At 70.1% G+C, this 16,008-nt stretch carries 13 protein-coding genes and 1 pseudogene; 7 read left to right on the forward strand and 7 right to left on the reverse strand.

Going from position 1 to position 16,008, the window contains the following annotated elements:
- Positions 1-133 (reverse strand): annotated as a pseudogene (locus RGD00_RS19015) (IS5/IS1182 family transposase); the annotation flags it as partial.
- A 30-nt stretch (positions 134-163) separates the two neighbouring features.
- Here RGD00_RS19015 and RGD00_RS19020 point away from each other — a divergent pair.
- Positions 164-1,000, forward strand: a complete 837-nt coding sequence (locus tag RGD00_RS19020; RefSeq protein WP_310458855.1) for a catalase-related domain-containing protein — start codon at positions 164-166, stop codon at positions 998-1,000.
- A gap of 40 nt (positions 1,001-1,040) precedes the next feature.
- The gene (gene treZ / locus RGD00_RS19025; protein WP_310458856.1) at positions 1,041-2,822 is read left to right on the forward strand and encodes a malto-oligosyltrehalose trehalohydrolase; all 1,782 of its coding nucleotides are present in this window, start codon (positions 1,041-1,043) and stop codon (positions 2,820-2,822) included.
- A gap of 267 nt (positions 2,823-3,089) precedes the next feature.
- On the opposite strand, the gene RGD00_RS19030 is transcribed toward treZ, so the two are convergent.
- The 3 genes from RGD00_RS19030 to RGD00_RS19040 are packed head-to-tail and all read right to left on the reverse strand — an operon-like array spanning position 3,090 to position 5,572.
- On the reverse strand, positions 3,090-3,635 hold the full coding sequence (locus RGD00_RS19030; RefSeq protein ID WP_310458857.1) for a DNA-3-methyladenine glycosylase: 546 nt from the start codon (positions 3,633-3,635) through the stop codon (positions 3,090-3,092).
- Between the two features lie 34 nt (positions 3,636-3,669).
- Positions 3,670-4,659 (reverse strand): TIGR03885 family FMN-dependent LLM class oxidoreductase, encoded by a 990-nt coding sequence (locus tag RGD00_RS19035; protein ID WP_310458858.1) that lies wholly within the window; start codon positions 4,657-4,659, stop codon positions 3,670-3,672.
- Positions 4,643-5,572 carry an SDR family NAD(P)-dependent oxidoreductase gene (locus RGD00_RS19040; protein ID WP_310458859.1) on the reverse strand — a complete coding sequence of 310 codons (930 nt, stop codon included), beginning with the start codon at positions 5,570-5,572 and terminating at the stop codon, positions 4,643-4,645. Before RGD00_RS19040 ends, RGD00_RS19035 begins: the two co-directional genes overlap by 17 nt.
- Positions 5,573-5,691: 119 nt before the next feature.
- Between RGD00_RS19040 and RGD00_RS19045 the strand changes: the two genes are divergently transcribed.
- Positions 5,692-6,186 (forward strand): YciE/YciF ferroxidase family protein, encoded by a 495-nt coding sequence (locus RGD00_RS19045; protein ID WP_310458860.1) that lies wholly within the window; start codon positions 5,692-5,694, stop codon positions 6,184-6,186.
- 59 nt (positions 6,187-6,245) lie between these two features.
- Complete coding sequence (locus RGD00_RS19050; protein WP_310458861.1) at positions 6,246-6,527, forward strand: hypothetical protein; 282 nt, start codon at positions 6,246-6,248, stop codon at positions 6,525-6,527.
- A 369-nt stretch (positions 6,528-6,896) separates the two neighbouring features.
- Here the strand turns inward: RGD00_RS19050 and RGD00_RS19055 are convergent, their stop codons facing one another.
- From RGD00_RS19055 to RGD00_RS19065, 3 genes are all read right to left on the reverse strand, one after another.
- Complete coding sequence (locus RGD00_RS19055; protein WP_310458862.1) at positions 6,897-7,577, reverse strand: DUF421 domain-containing protein; 681 nt, start codon at positions 7,575-7,577, stop codon at positions 6,897-6,899.
- Between the two features lie 1,163 nt (positions 7,578-8,740).
- Positions 8,741-10,663: a mechanosensitive ion channel domain-containing protein gene (locus RGD00_RS19060; RefSeq protein ID WP_310458863.1), complete on the reverse strand. Its 1,923-nt coding sequence runs from the start codon at positions 10,661-10,663 to the stop codon at positions 8,741-8,743.
- 318 nt (positions 10,664-10,981) lie between these two features.
- Entirely contained in the window at positions 10,982-11,659 is a 678-nt protein-coding gene (locus RGD00_RS19065; RefSeq protein ID WP_310458864.1) for a TetR/AcrR family transcriptional regulator, read from the reverse strand.
- Between the two features lie 271 nt (positions 11,660-11,930).
- Here RGD00_RS19065 and RGD00_RS19070 point away from each other — a divergent pair, with 271 nt between their 5' ends.
- Genes RGD00_RS19070 through RGD00_RS19080 form a run of 3 tightly spaced genes read left to right on the forward strand, consistent with a single transcriptional unit; the run spans position 11,931 to position 15,940 of the window.
- Positions 11,931-13,196, forward strand: coding sequence for a phenylacetate--CoA ligase family protein (locus RGD00_RS19070; RefSeq protein ID WP_310458865.1), 1,266 nt, complete (start codon positions 11,931-11,933; stop codon positions 13,194-13,196).
- A 2-nt stretch (positions 13,197-13,198) separates the two neighbouring features.
- Positions 13,199-14,008, forward strand: a complete 810-nt coding sequence (locus RGD00_RS19075; protein ID WP_310458866.1) for an ABC transporter ATP-binding protein — start codon at positions 13,199-13,201, stop codon at positions 14,006-14,008.
- A gap of 6 nt (positions 14,009-14,014) precedes the next feature.
- Entirely contained in the window at positions 14,015-15,940 is a 1,926-nt protein-coding gene (locus RGD00_RS19080; protein ID WP_310458867.1) for an AMP-dependent synthetase/ligase, read from the forward strand.
- The last annotated feature ends 68 nt before the right edge of the window (positions 15,941-16,008 follow it).

The raw sequence follows: 16,008 nt of genomic DNA on the forward strand, positions 1-16,008 counted from the left end.
GCTTGCCAGTCGGCGCGGCCTTCCACGTCATGGCGGGGTCGAACCAGATCGTCAGAGAGCCGCGGCGCTTGAGCGCTGGGTTATAGGCGGGCCAGTTCCTGGTCTTGTAGATCGGGGGTGTCGGTCTGCTCATGCAGTCAAGCTACCACGCTGGATTCACGAGATGAATCCCTCACGCGATTTGTGCAACAGAGCCGGTTTCCGCAGCCATGCCGCAGAGATTTCGGGCGAAAAGCGGCGCTTGCGGGCCGAAAGCTTCGCCGACCACTACAGCCAGGCGCGGTTGTTCTACCGCAGCCAGGCCCCGGTGGAGCAAAAGCACATCGCCGGTGCGCTGGTGTTCGAGCTGTCGAAATGCGAGGTGCCGGTGATCCGCGAACGCATGGTGGCGCATCTGATGAACATCGACGGCCCGCTGGCGGAAACGGTCGCGGGCAAGCTGGGGATCCGCACGATGCCGGAACCGGCCGAGGCCGCGATGCCCGCGCGCGATCTGCCCGATTCGCCGGCGCTCAGCATGCTTGCGAACCCGCCGGGCACCTTCGCGGGGCGCAAGCTGGGCGTGCTGGTCAGCGACGGGGTGGACGCCGGGCTGCTGCACGCGCTGCAAGCGGCGATGGAGGCAGAGGGCGCGACGCTGGACATCGTGGCGCCCAAGGTGGGCGGGGTCACGGCGGCGGATGGCGGCCATATCGCCGCCATGCACATGATCGACGGCGGCCCCTCGGTGCTGTTCGACGCGGTGGCGCTGATCCTGACGCCCGAGGGCGCCGACATGCTGGCGCAGGACGTCGCCGGGCGCGATTTCGTCAGCGACGCCTTCGCGCATTGCAAGTTCATCGGCCACACCCCCGGCGCCGCCGCGCTGCTGGCGGCGGCGGGGGTCGAGGCGGGGGCGGACGAGGGGCTGATCGCGCTTGCCCCCGGCACCTGCGCCGATTTCGTCGCCGCCTGCCGCAAGCTGCGGCTCTGGTCGCGCGAACGGGCGGTCAAGCCCTGAGGCCGGGATGGCGGCAGAGGGTCTTTCCCGTATCCACGCGATGCGTTTCGGTGCCGCGATCACCGGCGGCGGCACCGCGTTCCGGCTCTGGGCCCCGAAATGCCGGCGGGTGCAGTTGCGGATCCGGGGCCGCGCGCCCCTGACGATGGACCGCGACGACGCCGGCTGGCACCGGGCCGAGGCCGCGGTGGGCGCCGGTGCGCGCTACAGTTTCGTGTTGCCGGACGGGCGGGCGATCCCCGATCCCGCCGCGCGGTTCCAGCCCGAGGGGCTTTGCGGCGACAGCGAGGTGATCGACCCCGCCGCCTACCGCTGGCGGACGGACTGGGCGGGGCGGCCCTGGGAAGAGGCGGTGATCTACGAAATCCACCCCGGCGCCTTCACGCCGGAAGGCACATGGGCGGCGGCCATGGGGCGGCTCGACCATCTGGCCGCGCTCGGCGTCACCGCGATCCAGCTGATGCCGCTGGCGCAATGTTTCGGCGGGTTCAACTGGGGCTACGACGGCGCGCTGTGGTTTGCGCCCGCCGCCGCCCATGGCCGGCCCGAGGCGCTGAAGGCCTTCGTCGATGCGGCGCATGCGCGGGGGATCATGGTGTTCCTCGATGTGGTCTACAACCATTTCGGCCCGGTCGGAAATCCGCTGCCGGATCTCGCGCCGATCTTCGGCCGTCATCACAGCCCTTGGGGCGCGGCGATCAATTTCGATGGCGAGGGGTCTGCGGTGGTGCGCGAATTCGTCCTCGACAACGCGCTCTGCTGGCTGACGGAATACAATCTCGACGGGCTGCGCCTCGATGCGGTCCATGCCATCCGCGACGACAGCAATACCCATATCCTCGATCTTCTGGCGGCGCGGCTGCGGGCGGCGGTGCGGCGTCCCGTCCATCTGATCGTCGAGAATTCCGACAACGGGGCGCGATGGCTGCGCCGGGATGCGCGGCTGCGCCCGGTGCATTTCACCGCGCAATGGAACGACGACCTGCACCATGTCCTGCATGTCGCCGCCACCGGCGAAACCGGCGGCTATTACGCCGATTTCGCCGAAGGCACCCCCGGCGTCGACAAGCTGGGCCGCGCGCTGGCCGAAGGCTTCGCCTTCCAGGGCGAGATGAAGCCGCACGAGGGGATGCGGCGGGGCGAGCCTTCGGCGGGGCTGCCGCCCACCGCCTTCGTGACCTACATGCAGAACCACGACCAGATCGGCAACCGCGTCCATGGCGACCGGATCGACGCCCTCGCCCCGCCCGCGGCGGTGGAGGCTTTCGCGGCGGTCTGCCTTCTGTCGCCGCAGATCCCGATGATCTTCATGGGCGAGGAATTCCGCGCCTCGGCGCCGTTCCCGTTCTTTGCCGACATGCCCGAGGGGATGCGGGACGCCACCCTGAAGGGCCGCCGGAAGGAGCTGGAAAAGACGCCCGAGCCGCACGACCCGGCAAAGCCCGATCCCGAGGAGACCCCGGACCCCACCGACCGGCGGACCTTTCTGGCCGCAACGCTCGACTGGGCCGAGGCGGAGGCGGGGCCGGGGGCCGAACGGCTTGCGCTTTACCGCGCCCTGCTGGACCTGCGCCGGCACGAGATCGTGCCCCGGCTGGCGGGCATCGGCGGCTTTGCCGCGGACCATGCCCGGTTCGGGGGAAATGCGCTGCGCGTGACATGGCGGATGGGCGACGGGGCGCGGCTGCGGCTTTACCTGAACCTGTCGGCCAAGGCGCAGGGCGGGGTGCCGGCGGTCGAAGGGCGGCGGATCTGGCAGCGCGGATCGGTGGAGGGCGAAGGCATGGGGCCGTGGAGCGTTCTGTGGACCATCGAGGTATAGGGGGATCACTCTCTTCCGCTTTGTCTGGCGAAGGCGCGTGCCTTCGCCACATCCTGCCGTTGGAGTTGCCCCGGCCGGGGGCCCCAAGCCCCCGGCCAGCGCCCGCCCCGCCCATGGCGGGCGCTTCTCGCCCGCCGGGGCAGGCGCTGGCCTTTCCATTATTCCCGGCAGCACCGTCTTTCACGGCACTCTCGCGCGAACGGGCGGGGGAAACGCGGTGCGTTTCCTTGTCCCGCCCGGCCCGGATGCGGGGCAGGGGGCACACCCCTAGAACCGCCGGCTGAACTCTCCCACCCCGGCCAGACCGAAACGCCAGGGCAGGTCGGCCGCGCGGGTGATGCCGATGCGGGGGCCGCAGAGGATGACGCCGGCCCTGTCCTGCGGCAGGTGCAGCGTCAGGTCGGTGCCGTCGAACGGGCGCCCGTCATCGGTGATCCGCACGTCCAGCGCCTGACACAGCCGCCCCGGCCCGGCGCAGAGCGGCCCCGCGGGGCGGCGCGCGCGCATCAGCGCGAGCCCGGTTTCCGGGCGGAGGGCGCGGATCAGCACCGCCTCGCCCGGGCGGCCCACCACGTTCAGGCACAGATGCATCCCGTAGGAACGGTAGACATAGGCATGCCCCGGCGGCCCGAACATCGCGCCGTTCCGGGGGGTCGGGCCGCGAAAGCTGTGCGAGGCGGGGTCGTCGGCGGCATAGGCCTCGGTCTCGATCACCGTGCCGCCCGCGCCCCGCACCAGAAGCCGCGCGCCAAGCAGCGCCCGCGCCAATGCGCAGGCGTCGAGCGTGGGGTCGAAGGGCGGTGCGAAGGGCATGGGGGAACCTCTGGCAGGGGCCGGCGGCGGGGGGCTAGCGCAGGCGCGGCAGCACGTCGCGCCCGAATGTGTCGATGAACGCCCGCTGGTTGCGCCCGACGCAATGCAGATGGACGCAATCCCCCAGTTCGGCCAGCGCGGCGATGCGCGCGGCGTGCCAGCCCGGATCGGCCGAGACGGCGACGCAGGCGCGCATCGCGGCCTCACCCACCAGCCGCGCGATGCGGTCGAAATCCGCCGGGCGGCGCAGGTCCCAGTTCACCTCGCCGCCCGCCACCACGGGGGCCCATTGGTGCATCGCCTCGGCCAGCGCCGCGGCCTCGTCCGGGGCCCAGGACAGCGCGTGCTGGATATGCACGGGCTTGCCCGCGCCCCCGCCGTCGCGGAAGGCGGCGACCACGCGCGCCACATCCTGCGGCGCACCGCCCACGGTCAGCAGGCCGTCGGCCCAGGCCCCCGCCCGGGCGGCGGTTTCCGTGCCGACCGCCGCCCCGAACAGCGGCACCGGCACCTCGGGCAGGCTGTAGAGCCGGGCCTCGACCAGCGTCACCCGGCCGCGATGGGTGACTTCCTCGCCCGCCAGAAGGGCGCGGATCACCTGCACGCATTCGGCCAGCCGGGCGTTGCGTTCGGCCTTGTCGGGCCAGTATGCGCCGAGGATCGCCTCGTTGATCGCCTCGCCGCTGCCGAGCGCCAGCCAGAACCGTCCCGGAAACATCGCGCCCACCGTCGCCGCCGCCTGCGCCACATTGGCCGGATGGTGGCGATAGCCGGGCGCCGTGATCAGCCCGAAGGGCAGGGCGGTCGCCTGCATCGCCGCGCCGATCCAGGCCCAGGCATGACCCGACTGGCCCTGACGTTCGCTCCACGGGTGGAAATGGTCCGAGGATTTGGCGGCGGCGAAGCCCGCCGCTTCTGCCCGCCGGACCAGATCCAGCAGCTCGCCCGGGGCGAACTGTTCGTGCGAGGCGTGATAGCCGATCAGCGCCAAGGCCGATACCCCCCCTTCAGGTCCGGTCCGCATCCTCGGCCCGCATCCTGGCCCGCACGCCCCCGCCGATATCCGCCGGCGCGGTCGAGGGCGTGTAGATGGCGCCGGCGGTGGGGGCCAGCGGATCGGCCTTCTGCACCTCGCGATGCGCGACGGTCGAGGACAACCGTTCCGTCAGGTCGGGGAAAAGCCGGTGCGACAGGTTCGCCGCCCGCGCCTTGGGGCCGACCGGCATTTCCTCTTGCGGGTCCGTGCAGGCGCGCAGGATCGCATCGACGACCAGCGACGGGTCGTCCATCGCCGCCATCCGCGGCGCATGGCCGGTGTAGTTCGCGGCATGGTTCCACCACGGCGTGTCCACTGCCCAGGGCATGACCGTGCCGACCCTGATCCTGTCGCCCAGTCCGGCCAGCCGCAGTTCGGCATTCAGCGAACGGCCGAGGCTGAGCACCGCCGCCTTGGTCGCGGCATAGGTCGTCTGGTAGGCGATGGGCACCTCGCTGTCGATGGAACCCACATTGACCAGCACGCCATGCCCCTGCGCACGGAACTGGCGCATCGCGGCATGGGCGCCGAACATCAGGCCCTTGAGGTTCACGTCGATCACCCGCGCCTGATCCTCGACCGGAATGTCCCAGAAAAGGCCGAGCGCGCCGATGCCCACATTGTTGATCCAGATGTCGAACCCGCCGAAGCCCTCGACGGCGGCGGCCGCGACGGCGGCGACATCCCCCGCGCGGCTGATGTCGCCGGCGGTGGCGATGGCCTGACCCCCCGCCGCGTTGATCGCACCCGCCAGGTCGGCCAGCGCCGCCTGCCGCCGCGCCATCAGCACGAGCCGCGCGCCCCGGCGGCCGAGTTCCAGCGCCGCGCCGCGGCCAAAGCCGCTCGACGCGCCGCACAGGACGATGGTGGATCGTTCGAGGGGTGCGATGTGCTGTGTCATTCCCGCTGAACCGCCGGGCGGGGCGGTTGTTCCCTGCCGGCGGCGGTATCTTCCGCGGGTGGCCGGGAACATTCCGCCCGGCCCGGGGTTCGACAACCGGCAAGCAACAGGAGGACGCCATGGCCGAGAAAACCCTCGATACCCTGTTCCACGACACCCTGCGCGACATCTATTACGCCGAACGCAAGATCCTGACGGCCCTGCCCAAGATGGCGCGCGGGGCGCAGGATCCCAAGCTGAAGGAAGCGTTCCAGATGCACCGCGACCAGACCGAAGGCCATGTCGAACGGCTTCAGCGGGTGTTCGAGATCATCGGCAAGACCCCGCGCGGCAAGACCTGCCCCGCGATCGACGGCATCATCGAGGAGGGCGCCGAGATCCTAGAGGAATACAAGGGCATGCCCGCGCTCGATGCCGGTCTTCTGGCGGCGGCGCAGGCGGTGGAGCATTACGAGATCACCCGCTACGGCACCCTGCGGACCTGGGCCAAGCAGATGGGGCTGCCCGAAGCCTACGATCTTCTCAGCCAGACGCTGGAAGAGGAAAGCCAGACCGACGAGCAACTGACCCAGCTGGCGCAGACGGCGGTCAATGCGGCGGCCGAGGCGGCGTGATGCTTCGCCCCGGCGGCCCGGTCACCGGGCCGCCGGGGCGGGCCGACGGAGGAAGACAGATGGCCAACGAACCGAAACCGGCGGCGGAAAAGCGCGCCGACCCCGGGGAACGCCGCAATGCGCAGGGCGACCACGAGGGCGCGCTGCACCGGCCCGAGGCCTTCGATCCCCTGAACCCGGCGCGGGCCGTTCCTTCGGGGGGCGGGCCCGACGCCCGTCCCGGGCCGAAGGGCCAGCCCGGTCAGGACCCCCGCGATCCGCAGGGGCCGGGCGGAGAGGCCCCGCGCGGGACCAAGGCCAATACCCGCGGTTGGGGCACGGTCAGCGGCGACGAGGATTGATCGGCCGGCCGCGGGCGGCGACCGTATCCCGTCGCGTTCCGTATCTGGAATGGAGCCCATGGCCGCCCGCGTTCTGTGCCGGGCGGTGTTTCTGTGTGGGGCGATAGCCTGTCCCATTCCGCCCCGTGAATGCGCTTTCCGCCGACGGTTCCGCCTTCTGCGCCGGGGCGGAGGGCGGGCGGGGCCGAAACGCCGCGCAGGGAAGGTTGCGGGAATGGGCAGGGGGGACGACCGAGGCACCCTGCCTTCCGATGGCGGGGCGCGCGGTTGTCCTTCGTTCCGGCCTTCGGGTGCGAACCCCCGCGCCCGTCGGCAAGCGGGCCGGGGAGCTTCCCCGGGCCATCTGCCGCCGGTCTGGATCCTCCGGCCCTATTCGTAACGCGGGGCCTGCTCCGCATGTACCCGCAGGGAAGAGCCGCAATTGCCGCAGGATCCGGCCGGTTCGCCGACGGATCCGCAATTGCCGCAGCAGGCCCCGGGGGTTTCCGGGTCCGCCTCGGACTGGTGTTCGACGGGCGGAACGATGGGCAGCCCGCGCGGCGGGCTTTCGAACCCGAAGACCGACACCTGCCCCGAGGGTTCCAGATAGGCGCGGCGCACCGAGCCGAGGTTTTCCACCCCCTTCAGCCGCAGCAGTTCCATCAGTTCGAGCGAGCAGATCTCCTGCGCGGTGAGGCCCGCAGTGACGATGGTCCTGTCGCGGATCACCTCGATGGGCTGGCCGTCGATGACCCGCTTGGCGGCGGCATAGCGGCGGATCGCGAGGTCGATCACCTTGTCGATGGAAATCACGACGAAGATCGCCAGCATCGCATGCAGCAGCGGCACGTCGGGGACGAACAGCGAATCCCCCACCGCGGACCCGAGCGCGATGACCAGCAGGAACTCCACCAGCGACAGTTGCGAGATGCTGCGCCCCCCGATCCAGCGGAGGAGAAGCATGGTCCAGGGCCAGATGACCGCGATGCGGAAGACGATCTCCAGCAGGTAGAGCGGCGGCGCGTCGCCCAGAAACACGCGCTGCCAGTCGAAGGGGGTGATGATGTCCATGGATAGGGGATGGTCCTGTGCTGATGGGCCAAGCTAAGGTCGCGGGAACGCGGCCCGCAACGGGAAACCGGATGGACGGCGGGTTGTTCCCTTTGGGGGATGGAACGGGGCGGTCCGTTGCTTTCGCCGTGGGGCGTGGGTGGCAACGACACCCACGGCTCGATCACTTCGGGCTGGCGCGGTCGCCCCCTTCGCGGGGGCGTGGGTGGAAACTACCGCCGCCGCCGCACGGACGAGACCCGCCGTACATCGCCCCCCTTCGCGAAGGGGTAAGTAGGAACAATCCCGCTAGTGGCGGGGACCCGAATACCCCGCCGCCCCCTTCGTCGGGAAGAATGCTTGAGGGTGGAGCCACACTCGCGCCAACGCTTGGCCGGGCGGGATCAGGAAACGCACCGCGTTTCCCCCGCCCGTTCGCGCGAGGGTGCCATCAGGGACGGAGATGCCGGGAAAACTGGAAAGGCCAGCGCCTGCCCCGGCGGGCGAGTAGCGCCCGCCACGGGCGGGGCGGGCGCTGGCCGGGGGCTTGGGGCCCCCGGCCGGGGCAGCGGCACCGGCAGGATATGGCGAAGGCACGCGCCTTCGCCAGACAGAGCGGCAGAACGTCGATCCGTCCCCGCGAAAGGAAAAATGCCCTCCAACTGCACGCGCAGCTTGGTGCACTGCCGGTTTCCACCCGCACTCTCAAAAGGGGGCGACCATGCCGAGACCTGTGGCCTATATCGCAGGTCGCACGCCCCTGCGAAGGGGGCGACGATGACACCCCGTTCACCCTCGTCCACCGTGTAGTTTCCACCCACGCCCCCGCGGAGGGGGCGAAGCAAATGCGTCGGATATGCGGTCAGTCGGAAGGAGTTTCTACCCACGCCCCCGCGAAGGGGGCAGCCGCACCGACCAGTCGCTGACCGGCGGCATCAACCCCGTTTCTACCCACGCCCCCGAGAAAGGGGGCGACGCCAGCGAGCCGGACACCGCCGATCGGCTGCCGCGGTTTCTACCCACGTCCCCTTAAAGCGGCGACGATGGTGAGTCGCATTCTGTATCCCACCTAAAAGTTTCTACCCAAGGCCCTGGCAAGGGAAAACGCCTGCCCAAGAGGAGGGACGGCGGTTCATCGGGTCTTGCGTTCAGTCGGGGCCGGGGGGCGAGGCGGCGGCCCGCCCTTACGCCGGTGGAGCACCCGGCGCGCCCGGGGGGGTGGCCGGGAAGTGTTGCACCTGCAGGATGCCCAGTTCGCTGAACCGCAGCGCGATCCGGCGGTTGATCTCTCGTCCCAGTCCCCATTGCGCGTTGGGGTGCGAGCGGATGGCGCCCTTGATCACCACGCCCGCCGGGGTGATCTGATCGACGCCCCAGAGCGAGAAGGGCCCCGTGACCGAGGCTTTCCAGGCCGGATCCTCGGCGATCTCGCGCCCGATGCGGTCGATTTCCGCCAGCGCGCGGTCGGTGTCCTCGGGGTTCAGGATGGTGGTGCTGACGGTATAGGTGCCATAGCCGCGCGAGTTGTTCTTCAGCGTGCTGATCGACGAGAAGGGGATTGAATGCAGCGCCCCGTCGCCGTCGCGCAGTTTCAGCGTGCGGATCGTCAGCCCCTCGACCACGCCGGTCTTGCCGGCGGCCTCGACGGTCTCGCCGATGGCGATGCTGTCCTCGAAGATGATGAAGATCCCGGTGATCACATCGCCCACCAGCTTCTGCGCGCCGATGCCGATGGCAAGCCCGACGACCCCCGCCCCCGCCAGCAGCGGCGCCACGTCCACCCCGAGGTTCGACAGCACCGAAATCGCCGCCAGAGTCGCCACGACGATGAAGGCGAAGTTGCGCAGGAAGGGCAGAAGGGTGCGGATCCGGGTGCCCCGGCCCCGGGTCTGCGACACCGACCAGTCGAGCAGCGTGTCGACCAGCGTCCAGATGAACCACAGCGCATAGAGCGCCGCCAGCGTGGTGACGAGCGCGGCCGTCACCCTGCCGCGCGGATCCTGCCACCAGAGGCCGGCGATGGCGCCCGCGGCCCAGAGCCCCAGGGCGATCTGCACGCCGCTGCGCAGGACGCGGCCAAGGCGCAGGGCCAGCCGGTCGCGCAAGCCGCTTTCGGCGCGCACGTTCATCCGGTTCAGCACATGGCCGTGCAGCTTTTCCGTCAGCAGGATGCCGATCCCGGCGGCGGTCAGCAGGACCAGGCTCCAGAACAGATCGGGCACGAGGCCGAACCGCCGTTCGGCGCCGAAGATCCCGTAGCGGCCCGCGATGCCGATCAGGATCAGCGCGATGCCGAGGACATGCCAGCGGTCGGCGATCCAGGCGAGGATCTGTTCGGGCAGGGTGGGGGGATCGTCGTCCGGCGTGGCGCTTTCGACCTTCAGAAGCTGGCGGAAGGTCAGGCGCTGCTGCCAGGTGGCCCGCAGCCCGATGAGTGCTGCGAGCGTTTCCAGCGCCAGTGCGGTCGCGTCGCCGAAAGCGGGCGAAAGACCCCGCACCCCCTCGCGCAGAAGGAAGGCCGCCACCAGAAGGGCGGTGACGGTCCCCAGTTGCGGGGGCAGGTGGCGGGTGGTTTCCCGGTCGGCCCGGCGGCCGAAAAGGGTGAGCAGGGTGAAGAAGACGGCGACCCCCGCCATCGTCACCATCGCGGCCATGAACGGCAGGGTGAGCAGCAGCAGAAGCCGCAGTTGCGGCGGCGGCGGCCGGGCGAAGGCGGCCCAGCCGAGGAGAAGCGCGCCGGCGATGACGACGGGCGTCACGGCGGTCAGCGCGTAGTTCGCCAGCGCGCGGATCCGCTGGCGGGGCCGCGCGGCGGTCCTGACCGTGACGGCAAGGGCCGCGCGGCGCGACCGCAGCGCGCGCCAGGCCAGAAACAGCGCCGCGACGAGGGGAAGCCAGACCGGCAGGACCGGGACCAGACGATCCGCCCAGTCGCGCAGGGCGGGCCCGTCCGGCAGGCTGGCCACGAAGGCGTCGAAACCTTCGGCCACGGCATCGGGCAGCCCGGCGAGGGTGGTCAGCACGCCCTCGGCCCCGGCGATCCCCGGCCAGAGGATCAGCAGAAGCGCGACAAGGAAACCGCGGTGGTCGCGCCGGGAACGCGCCATCCCTGCCGGGGGCGGGCGACTGCCGTCAGGGGCGGAAGAAGGGAACGTGTCGCGCCGCATGACATCTTCCAGAAACGCCAATCCGCGGATGCCGGTCCCGGAAGGGTTTTCCCTGCCGCTTCCCCGTTGCTTTCCGCTGCCGCATGGCGGATCTCCTGTCGGTCCATCGGGGCTGGAACCGGCGGGGAAGGGGATTGTTCCGGGGGCGGGCCGCTTTCGACGGCACCCGTGGGGGCGCTGTCCGGTATTTGCCGGCCCGCCGTCGCCGCATTCCGCCGGGACAGGGCCGGAACGCCGGCCCCTGCCGGCGGAACCCGGTTACGGGGTCGCGCCCGGTTCGGTGAGGATGCCTTGCAGGACGATGCTGCTGAACGCCCGGCCGATCTGTTCGGCGGTCGCCTTGCCGTCGGGGCGGAACCATCTGTGGCTCCAGTTGCACATGCCGACGATGGCCAGCGAGATCGTCTTGGGCGAGGCGACGCGGGCGTCCACGCGGCCCGCCTGCACGGCCTCTTCGATGATGCGCAGGACGGCGCTGTCGAATCTCTGGCTCAGCGCCCGCACCTCCTTGGCCCAGGCGCTGTTTCTGGAAGAGATGCGGGCCATGTCCTCCTGGATGAAGAGGAACATGTAGGGATAGTGCCGCTCGTAGGATTTCAGAAGCTCGATGATGAAGGTGCGCAGCTTTTCCTCGGGGTCGAGGTCGCTGTCGAGAACCTGTTCCACCATGGCGACGTTCTCTGCCGTCGCGTTCTGGACGAGTTGCTGGAAAAGCTCTTCTTTCCCGGAGGTATAATAGTAGATCGAGGCGCGGTCGATGCCGATGGCATTGGCGAAGTCGCTGATGCTCGCGCCATCGTAGCCCTTTTGCCGGAACACCTCGCCCGCGGCTGCGAACAGCTGGTCGCGGCGCTTCTGGTACTCGGGATCGCCCGAGGCGAGTGCCTGCTGCCGGCGCATGGCGATATTGCTGGTTTTCGATGGCGCCTTGGCCAAGGGAATGCCTCCGGGAATACGCGGCAAGTATTATCGGTGAACGCCGGGACAGGCAATGCCGGCGGGCGAAACCTGTCTTCGGGCGGCAAAGCGCGGGTCGCGGATCCTCAAATCAACATTACTGTTGACAGAAGCCGTCCGCCGGATGCAAGTTTGATCCAGATCAAATCCGGGCAGGGGAGGACGATGGCGGGAACGCCGTTGCCGGACCCGGAACATCTCACCGCGGCCACCCGATGCCGGTGGCCCTGTTGGAGGGGGGAAGAACGCCGTGCTGAAAAAAGCTTCGGGTCGGGATGACGACAGCGGCGCGGACTGGGCGCAGACGATGCGCGGTCAGCTTGCCTCGGCCGTGGCCGCGGCCCGGGCTGCCGCGCGGCTTCCGGCCTATCGGCGGGCCTTTCGCGCGGCGGGGGTCGAGGCGGCGGCGATTTCGGCGGACACCTGGGGCAGCCTGCCGTTCCTGACCAAGGACGATCTGATCCGGGGCGCGCAGGACAACCCGCCCTTCGGCGACCGGCTGGGGGTCGCGCGGGGCGATCTGGCGCATGTCTTTGCCGCCCCGGGCCCGATCTACATGCCCTACACCGCCGGGGACATGGCGCATGTCGCGGGGTCTTTCGCCCGGGCGATGCGGTCCTGCGGGCTGGAACCCGGCGATCTGGTGGACCAGACGACGATGTACAACTGGGTGATCGCCGCCACGGTCATCGACCGCGCGCTGGGGATGATCGGCTGCGGGGTCGTGCCGGGCGGCATCGGCCAGTCGGAGCGGCATCTGGAGGTCATCCGGCATCTCGGCGTCGATGCGATCGTCGCCTTCCCGACCTTCCTCGAACATCTGCTGGACCGCGCCGAGGCCGAGGGCCGGCCGCTCGGCCTGAAGAAGGCGGTGGTGATGGGCGAGTTGAGCCACCCCGACACCAAGCGCCGGCTGCATGACACCTACGGGCTGGAGGCGCGGGAGTTCTATGGCGTCTCCGACGTGGGGGCGGTGGCGTGGGAATGCACCCATGGCGCGGGCATGCACCTGCGCGACGACCTGCTGGTGGAATTCATCGCCCCCGGCGGGACCACGCCGGTGGACCCCTCGCCCGAAACGCCCGCCGAACTGGTCGTGACCGATTTCCACCGCAAGGCGATGCCGATCATCCGCCTGCGCACCGGCGACATGATCGACGGGCTGATCCGTTCGCCCTGCGCCTGCGGCAGCCATGCGCCGCGGTTCACCCGGATCGCGGGCCGCGCGGGCGAGATCACCAAGGTCAAGGGCATGTTCGTGGTGCCGCGGCTGGTGGGCGACGTGTTCCTGCGCCACGGCATCGACCGGCGCTACCGGCTGGTGGTGGACCGCACCGAGGGCGGCCGCGATGCCCTGACGCTGGAAATCGAGGGCGCGCCGCTTGCCGATGCCGCAGGCGTGCAGGCCGGGGTCGAGGCCGCGCTGCGGATGAAGCTGGACATGGCCTTCGTGGACACGCTTCCCGAACAGGGGCTGCGGCTGCTGGACCGCAGGAACGAAGGGCGGCCGGCATGAACATGAGCCGGCAGACCGACGAATTGCTGGGCGCGCAGGTCCGCACCGCGCCCGCCCCGGTCCTGGAGGTCCGCAACCTCGAACTGTCCTTCGGGGCGCTGCGGGCGCTCGACGACATATCCGCCGAGGTGCTGCCCGGCGAGATCCTGGCGATCGTCGGCCCGAACGGCGCGGGCAAGAGTTCCTTCCTGAATTCCGTCAACGGGTTCTACCGGCCCAGCCGGGGCACGGTGCGCTTCATGGGGCAGGACATCACCGGCCGGCGCGCCAGCGAGATCGCGCGCCTCGGGATCGCCCGCACCTTCCAGAACATCCAGCTGTATCTGGGCATGTCGGTATTGGACAACCTGCTGTCGGGCCGGCACATCCATTCCTCGGGCGGCGTCCTGCAGGCCCTGCTGCGCCCCTGGGGGATGCGCGACGAGATCCGTCAGCGCGCTGCGGTGGAGGAGATCATGGATTTCCTCGAACTTCAGCCCCACCGCCACACGCCGGTCGGGACCTTCGGCTATGGCATCCGCAAGCGGGTCGATCTGGGGCGGGCGCTGGCGATGGAACCCAAGCTGCTGCTGCTGGACGAACCGATGGCCGGGATGACCATGGACGAGAAAGAGGACATGGTGAGGTTCATCCTCGAACTGCGGGCGCAGCGGGGCATGCCGATCCTGCTGGTCGAACACGACATGCAGGTGATCTCGGAAATCGCGGACCGCGTGGTGGTGCTGGACTGGGGGCGGCATGTCGCCACCGGCGCCCCCGCCGAGGTGCTGCGCCGCCCCGAGGTCGTCCGGGCCTATCTTGGAGGCGAATGACGCACGATGCTGGAGCCGACCTGTGACACGCTGCCGAAATTCGTCTTTCGCCATCTGGCCGAACGGCCCGATGCGCTGGCCATGCGGCGCAAGGCGCTGGGGATCTGGCGCCGGATAAGCTGGGGGGAATCGGGGCGCGAGATCGAGCGGATCGCCGCCGGGCTGATGGCGCTGGGGCTGGGGGACGAGGCCTGCATCGCCGCCATCGGCGACAACGAGCCCGAACTGTTCTGGGCGGAACTGGCGATCCAGTCGGTGGGCCGGGCGGCAAGCTGCCTCTACCCCGACATTTCCGGCGAGGAACTGCGGCTGAGCCTGCTGGACTGCGGCGCGCGGATCGTCTTTGCCGAGGATCAGGAACAATGCGACAAGCTGCTGGAGCTTGCCGATGAAACCGGGCTGCGGGCCATCGTCTACTGGGACAACCGGGGGATGGAAGGCTACGACGACCCCCGGGTGATCGCGCTCGACGACCTGCGCCGCAGGGGCGATGCCCTGCTGGCCGAAACGCCGGATTGCGTCCGCGCGGCGGTGGCGCGCGGCAGCGCCGACGATCTGGCGGCGGTGATCTATACATCGGGCACCACCGGCCGCCCCAAGGGGGTGATGGGGTCGCACCGCTATCTTCTGGACATCGCCGACCGCTGGCGGCGGGTGCTGGATGCGACGCCGGGCGCGAATTACGTCAGCTATATCTCGCCCGCCTGGGCGACCGAGCAATATATCGGCCTGGCGCTGGGCGTGTCGCTGCCGATGGTGATGAACTTCCCCGAGGAACCCGAAACCGTCGCCATCGACATGCGCGAGATCGGGCCCGAGTTCCTGTTCTACAGCCCCCGCCAGTGGGAGGCCGTGGTGGCCGCGACCGACGCCCGCATCCGCGACGCGGCGGCCCCGGTGCGGGCGGTCTATCGCTGGTCGATGCAGGCGCTGGCTGAAGGGCAGGGGCGGCAGCGCACCCTGGGCCAGCGGTTCCGGCGCGGGCTGGCCGACATTCTGGTGGGCCGGGCGGTGCGCGACCGGCTGGGGTTCGGCAGCCTGCATACGGCGGTGAATTCGGGCAGCACGCTCAGCCCCGAGGTCTTCGCCTTCTTCCGCGCGCTGGGCGTCAGCATGCGCAACGTCTACGGCTTCACCGAGATCGGCATCGTCGCGGCCACCGGTGATGACGACCCCCGCGACACGGTGGGCCGCCTGCTGACCAGCGCCCACGGGGCAGAGCCGGTCCAGGTCCGCATCCACGACGACGAGATCCAGGTGCGCGGCGGGGTGGTGTTCAGCGGCTATTTCAACCGGCCCGAGGCGATGGCCGAACGGCTGACCCCCGACGGCTGGATCCGCAGCGGCGATGCCGGGCGGTTCGACGCGGACGGGCGGCTGATCTACCTCGACCGGCTGGACGACCTGCGCCGGCTGTCCAGCGGCGAAACCGTCGCGCCGCAGTATATCGAGACGCGCATCCGCCTGAGCCCCTATATCCGCGACGTGATCGTGGTGGGCGAGGGGCGCGCGGCGGTGGCGGCGCTGGTGGACATCGACATGGAACTGGTCGGGCGCTGGGCCGAGGAACGGCAGATTTCCTTCACCTCGCAGGTGGACCTGTCGCAGCACGCGCAGGTCTATGCGCTGATCGAACAGGAACTGGCCGCGGTCAACGCCACCCTGCCGGAAACCGCGCGGGTGGCGCGGTTCCTGAACCTGTTCAAGCCCTTCGACGCCGACGAGGGCGAACTGACCCGCAGCCGCAAGTTGCGCCGCGCGGTGATCGAAAGGAAATACGCCGATCTGATCGACGGGCTTTACGGCGATGCCGGCACGGTCTCTGCCAGTGTCGAGATCAGGTATCAGGACGGGCGCACACGGGTGCTTCAGGGCGATGTCGCCGTCCGGCAGGTCGGCGGCACCGCGCCCCGCCCCGCATCGGCGGCCTGAAAGACCCGCGGCCGCGACCGCCTGCGGCCGCAGGAAACAACGCCGCCCCGGAAGGAGGAATTCGGGGC

The sequence above is a fragment of the Ruixingdingia sedimenti genome (assembly GCF_031432425.1).
GTDB lineage: Bacteria > Pseudomonadota > Alphaproteobacteria > Rhodobacterales > Rhodobacteraceae > Ruixingdingia > Ruixingdingia sedimenti.

What these genes read in the sequence shown, in the direction of transcription:
- treZ (WP_310458856.1), top strand. Translation starts at nt 1,041, where the DNA reads ATGCGTTTCGGTGCCGCGATCACCGGCGGCGGCACCGCGTTCCGGCTC.
- RGD00_RS19050 (WP_310458861.1), top strand. Translation starts at nt 6,246, where the DNA reads ATGGCCAACGAACCGAAACCGGCGGCGGAAAAGCGCGCCGACCCCGGG.
- RGD00_RS19075 (WP_310458866.1), top strand. Translation starts at nt 13,199, where the DNA reads ATGAGCCGGCAGACCGACGAATTGCTGGGCGCGCAGGTCCGCACCGCG.
- RGD00_RS19030 (WP_310458857.1), bottom strand. Translation starts at nt 3,635, where the DNA reads ATGCCCTTCGCACCGCCCTTCGACCCCACGCTCGACGCCTGCGCATTG.
- RGD00_RS19045 (WP_310458860.1), top strand. Translation starts at nt 5,692, where the DNA reads ATGGCCGAGAAAACCCTCGATACCCTGTTCCACGACACCCTGCGCGAC.
- RGD00_RS19080 (WP_310458867.1), top strand. Translation starts at nt 14,015, where the DNA reads ATGCTGGAGCCGACCTGTGACACGCTGCCGAAATTCGTCTTTCGCCAT.
- RGD00_RS19060 (WP_310458863.1), bottom strand. Translation starts at nt 10,663, where the DNA reads ATGGCGCGTTCCCGGCGCGACCACCGCGGTTTCCTTGTCGCGCTTCTG.
- RGD00_RS19055 (WP_310458862.1), bottom strand. Translation starts at nt 7,577, where the DNA reads ATGGACATCATCACCCCCTTCGACTGGCAGCGCGTGTTTCTGGGCGAC.
- RGD00_RS19040 (WP_310458859.1), bottom strand. Translation starts at nt 5,572, where the DNA reads ATGACACAGCACATCGCACCCCTCGAACGATCCACCATCGTCCTGTGC.
- RGD00_RS19020 (WP_310458855.1), top strand. Translation starts at nt 164, where the DNA reads ATGAATCCCTCACGCGATTTGTGCAACAGAGCCGGTTTCCGCAGCCAT.
- RGD00_RS19035 (WP_310458858.1), bottom strand. Translation starts at nt 4,659, where the DNA reads ATGCGGACCGGACCTGAAGGGGGGGTATCGGCCTTGGCGCTGATCGGC.